Origin of the sequence: Plasticicumulans sp., assembly GCF_035331805.1 — a bacterium.
In the GTDB taxonomy this organism is placed as follows: Bacteria; Pseudomonadota; Gammaproteobacteria; order Competibacterales; family Competibacteraceae; genus Plasticicumulans.
In genome coordinates this window covers 1-5118 of sequence record NZ_DAOLKE010000262.1, presented here as the reverse complement: position 1 = coordinate 5118, position 5118 = coordinate 1, and the positions used below count along the sequence as shown (strand labels likewise).

At 71.6% G+C, this 5118-nt stretch carries 4 protein-coding genes; all 4 read right to left on the bottom strand.

Annotation, left to right across the window (positions count from 1 at the left end; genetic code table 11):
• Positions 1–70 precede the first annotated feature (70 nt).
• Entirely contained in the window at positions 71–1309 is a 1239-nt protein-coding gene (locus PKE44_RS14815; RefSeq protein WP_324552536.1) for an alanine--glyoxylate aminotransferase family protein, read from the bottom strand.
• Positions 1310–1498: 189 nt separating this feature from the next.
• Positions 1499–2785, bottom strand: coding sequence for a hemolysin family protein (locus PKE44_RS14810; RefSeq protein WP_324552534.1), 1287 nt, complete (start codon positions 2783–2785; stop codon positions 1499–1501).
• 124 nt (positions 2786–2909) lie between these two features.
• Entirely contained in the window at positions 2910–3371 is a 462-nt protein-coding gene (locus tag PKE44_RS14805) for a DUF6647 family protein (protein WP_324552532.1), read from the bottom strand.
• A 25-nt stretch (positions 3372–3396) separates the two neighbouring features.
• Positions 3397–5118 (bottom strand): M1 family peptidase (locus PKE44_RS14800; protein WP_324552530.1); only part of this gene is annotated, 1722 nt, incomplete at its 5' end.

Here is a 5118-nt window from a genome sequence, read left to right as displayed (position 1 = left end):
GCCCGGCGTGCGCACTTGCTCCGCACGCCGGGCCTGATTGATGCGACTGATGCGACTGATGCGATTCGGCTTACGCCGCGATCCCGAGCCGTTCCGCGACGCGCAGGCGCGTCGTCGAAGACAGGTGCCGCTCCAGTTCGGCCATGCCGGCCGGCAGGTCGAGTGAGGCGCCGCAGGCGCGCAGGCTGGCGCCAAAGGCGTGCAGGGTGCGGAACAGGTTGTGGGCGCGGCTCTGCTCGCCCATCTGGCCGATGCGCAGGATGTTGTGGCCGAAGGCGCCGGAAATCTCGACGCGGTGCACGGTCGACATGGTCCGGCGCACCTCGTCGGCGATGACGCCGTCCGGCACGCGGATGCCGATCACCGAGTTCAGCCGCGATTCGGGCGAGACGAACAGATCGAGTCCCATCGCGCTGATCGCGGCCTGCAGCGCCTCGGAGCAGTGCAGGTGGCGCAGGAAGCGCTGCGGCAGGGTTTCCTCGCAGACCAGACGCAGCGCCTCGTGCAGCGCCAGCAGGCCGGAGACCGGCGCGGTGTAGTGATACGACTTCTGGTTCCAGAAGTTGTCGGCGAGCTGTGCATCGAGGCACCAGTGCGCGAGGCGGTGCGTGCGGCTGCGGATGCGCTCCCAGGCGAGATCCGAGAACGCCAGCAGCGACACGCCGGGGATCGAGGACAAACCCTTCTGGCCGCCGGTGATCACCGCGTCGATCTGCCAGCCGTCCATGTCGAGCGGCATCGTGCTGAGCGTGCAGACCGCATCGACGACGACCAGACAGCCGTGCGCGCGGGCGATGCGCGCCAGTTCCGGCAGGCGCTTGTTGCAGACCGTGTTCGAGGTCTCGCCCTGGACGATGGTCATGACCTCGAAGCGGCCGCTGGCGAGCAGCGCGCCGATGTCCTCGGGCGTCGCGCAGCGGTTGCCGTCGACGTGCACGGTCGTGACCTCGCCGCCGACGCGCCCGGCCATCTCGGCCAGACGCTGGCTGAAGTAGCCGTTGACGACCGCGAGCACCGGCGTGCCGGGGGCGACCAGATTGCAGACCGCCATCTCCATCGCCGCCGAGCCGGGACCGGCGACGCCCATGACGTGGCCGGACGTGGTCTGGAACACGTAGCGGGCCATCGACTTCACCTGCTCGACGACGCGCGCCATCGTCTCGCCGAGGTGGTTGATGACGATGGAGTTGGCCTGTGCGACGCGGTGCGGGATCGGCACCGGACCGGCGCCCATCATCAGCAGCGGCTCATCAGGCAGGATGTGATCGAGCGGCACGATGCCGGGCGGGTTCAGGCGTTCGGTCGTCATGTGGGCGAGGTCTGCAGGCAGCGACGGGGAAAGGGCGCGGCGGTCGGCTCGGCACCGGCGGCCGAATTGCTAAAAGGCGCGGGAGCTTACTGGAAATCCGCCCCCGATGCACCGGGCGGGTGCGACGTGCGCCGCTTCGGCAGGCATGTGCTGCACGGCGATGCACCGGCACCGGGCAGAGGGCGCGGGTCAGGCGCTGCCTTCGGGCGGCAGCGCGGCGACCAGCACCTTGTCGATGCGCCGCCCGTCCATGTCGACGATCTCGAAGCGGTAGCCGTCGCTTTCCATGTGCTCGCCGGTGGAGGGCAGGTGGCCGAGGCGGGCGAGCAGGTAGCCGGCGAGCGTGTTGAATTCGTCCTCGTCGGGCAGTTCGCGCAGGCGCAGCAGTTCCTTCAGCTCGTCGATCGGCAGGCCGCCGTCGAGCAGCCAGGAGCCGTCCTCGCGCACCACCACGTCCGGCTCGACGCTGCCGTCGTGCTCGGCCATGTCGCCGACGATGCTCTCCAGCACGTCGGTGGCCGTGACCATGCCGACCAGATCGCCGTATTCGTCGACGACGAAGGCGAGCGGCAACGGCGAGGTGCGCAGGGTTTCGAGCAGGCCGAGGGCGCTCGCGTCCTCGTGCACGACCGGCGCCTCGCGCAGGCAGGCGCGCAGGTCGAGCGGCTTGCCGGCGAGCACGTCATCGAGCAGGTCCTTGGCCTGCACGACGCCGAGGATCTCGTCGACCGAGCCGCGGCAGACCGGATAGCGCGAGTACGGACTCGCGCGCAGCGTGGCGATGTTCTCGGCATCGGCATCGGCCGGGTCGAGCCAGACGATGTCCGGGCGCGGCGTCAGCAGCGCCTTCACCGGCCGGTCGGCCAGGCGCATGACGCCCTGGATCATCGCCTGCTCGCTGTGCTCGACGACGCCGGCCTCGGTGGCTTCCTTGAGCAGCGTGCGGATTTCCTCGTCGGTGACCTTCTGCTCGGTCTGCGCCTCGGCGCCGAACAGCCGCAGGCCGAGGTTGGCCGACAGGTCGAGCAGATGCACGATCGGCGCGGCGAGGAAGGCGAGCACCGTCATCGGCGGCGCGGCGAGCACGGCGATGCGCTCGGGATTGCGCAGTGCCAGCTGCTTCGGCACGAGTTCGCCGACGATCAGCGACAGATAGGTGATCAGCGCCACGACGATGGCGAGCGCCAGCGTGTCGGCCGAGTCGGCGAGCGCCGGATGATGCTCGGCGATCCACGCGGCGAGCGGTTCCGACAGCGTCGCGCCGCCGTAGGCGCCGGCGAAGATGCCGATCAGCGTGATGCCGATCTGCACGGTGGACAGGAAGCGGCCGGGGTGTTCGGTGAGTTTCAGCGCCGCGACGGCGCCCTTGCTGCCCTGCTCGGCGAGTACCTGCAGCCGGGCCCGGCGGGCCGAGACCACTGCGAGTTCCGACATTGCGAACAGGCCGTTCAGAAAGATCAGCAGCAGGACGATCAACAGCTCCCAGAGAATCATCGATGGGTGGCGTCAGCGTTGCCGGACGGCAACGCCGGCGATCTTAGCGGGCCGCGGCTGGCGGCGTCATGTTCGCAGGTCATGGCGATGCGCCGGACCCCGGGACTCATCCGGCCGCCGGCGTCGCGCAGCCGTAGTTCATCAGTGCCATGCCGACCGGCTGCCAGGCGCCGGCGCGCGCCAGCCAGCGCTCCTGCCAGCGGAAGGCCTCGACCTCGCGCAGCAGCCCGGCGCGGCAGCTGCCATCGCTGAAACCGCCGCGCAGGTCCTGCAGGTAATGCACGAGTTCGTGCAGCAGCACGCTCGCCTGCAGCGGATCGTCCGCATCGAAGCCGGCCACGAGGTAGATGCGCCGGGCCCCGGCCTCGTACCAGGCCAGCAGACCCGGACAAGGCCCTTCGCAGGCCCTCACCGCCAGCGTTGCCGGTGCGACCACGCTCAGCGCCGGGCAGGGCGGCGCGGGCGCGGCGGTGAGACCGGCTTCGGTCAGGAACAGGAGCAGGGCAGAGCACAGGGCATCCATCGCGACGACCCCCGGCAGCGGTGGCAGACGACTGCCTTCCTGCATGCAGCTTGCGCACCAGCGCGGTGGTTCAGGGCACGCCGCTGATGCGTACCGGCACGGCGCGCTGCGGCGCCGGCCACTGGCCACGCCCGGCGACGCTGCCATCGGCAGCGAGCGTCAGCCAGCCGTAGCGGCCGTGATGCGCGAGCTTTTCGACCAGCGGCGCGGCGTCGGTGTCATCGGCTGCCGACAGCAGCAGCAGCGGCTGGCCGGCGGCATCGATCATGGCCCAGGCCTGGGCGCTGCCGCCCGTGACCTGTTCCGGGCGCGTCAGCCGCTGCCTTGCCAGCCAGGCGTCGATCTGCGCGGCCGGGCCGACCACGATGCGCGGCCCGTGCCCGTCGCCGTTGGCCGGGCGGTCGAGCCAGCGGCCGAGGCCGGCCAGCGTCTGCGGCCAGTCCTCGGGCTTGCCGCCGAGCAGCACCTGCACGCCGCTCGCGATCTGCAGCTGGCGCAGGATCGGCGGCAGTTCCGCGGTTTCGAGCCGGCGGGCCGTGCGCGCCTGCGGATCAAGCCGCACCGCGACGGGGCGCACGGCGAGTGCGGTCACGAATTCGTCGCTGGGGCGCGCCAGCGCCAGCGTCAGCTCCGACTGGGCGCCATCCTCGGTGTCGATCACCACCGGCAGCGTCAGCTGCCAGGGCTGACCGGGCTGCGTCAGCCGCAGCCGCAGCCGCCAGCCGCCGGCCTCGCGGCTGGCTTCGGCGAGCGCGAGTTGCGGGGCCGGCAGGCCGGTGCGGTCCAGCCACTGCGCCAGCCACTCGCCGAGCCGCTGGCCCGAAGCCTGTTCGAACAGCGTCTGCAGCACCGCCCAGTCGGCCGTGCGCCCGCGCCAGCGGCGCCACAGCTCGCGCAGCGCGGCATCGAAGGCTGCGGCACCGATGCGCTCGCGCAGCATCAGGAACACGTAGGCGCCCTTGCGGTAGCCGACGATCTGGTCGGCGCCGTGGCGGCGGCTGGTGAAGGCACGCAGCGGGTAGTCGGCCTCGGGGCCGAGCGCGGCGAGGTCGCGCAGCCAGTCGATGCGCAGCGCCAGCGCGCTCTGCGGGGTTTCCTCGTCACGGCCGTCGTGATCGGCGATCAGCGTCACCAGCCCCTCGCACCAGTTGCCGCGCGCGTAGTCGGGACGCACGCCGTTGCCCCACCACGCATGCAGGACCTCGTGGCGCAGCGAGGTGGTGCGGATGAACGGCAGGCGCAGCACCGATTCGCCGAGATACGTGATGCCCGGCACCGCGAAGCCGGCCGGCAGCGGCGAGGACACGATCGAATAGCCGGACAGCGGATAGGCGCCGAAGCGCTGCGCATAGCCGTCGAGGTAACCGGCCGCCGCCTCGCGATAGCCGGCGCCCAGCCCTTCGACCGCGCCCGTGAACCAGCTGCGGATCAGCAGCGGCTCGCCGCCCTCGGCGCGCGCCAGCCGGCGCTCCTCGATCTGGTAGGGACCGGCGAACAGATCCAGTCCTTCCAGCGGCAGCTCGGCGACGAACTCGGCCTGCCAGCGGCCGTCCGCCGACACGGCGCTCAGCAGCTCGCCCGGCACCAGGCCGCGCTGGGTGCCGGGCAGCGACAGCCGCAGCCGGTACAGGAAGGGCTCGTCATCGCGACTCGGGAACCAGCGGCTCGCCGCCGGCAGCCAGCTGCCGGCCGGATCGGCCACCGGCGACCGGGCATCGAGCACGCTGCGGGCATCGGCGGCGGCCGGCAGCGGATCGAGCCGGCCGCTGTAACGCATGCGCGCGATGCGCGC

Bases quoted from the DNA above. Each gene is read 5' to 3' on its own strand.
- PKE44_RS14805 (WP_324552532.1), bottom strand. From the start codon at position 3,371: ATGCAGGAAGGCAGTCGTCTGCCACCGCTGCCGGGGGTCGTCGCGATG.
- PKE44_RS14815 (WP_324552536.1), bottom strand. From the start codon at position 1,309: ATGACGACCGAACGCCTGAACCCGCCCGGCATCGTGCCGCTCGATCAC.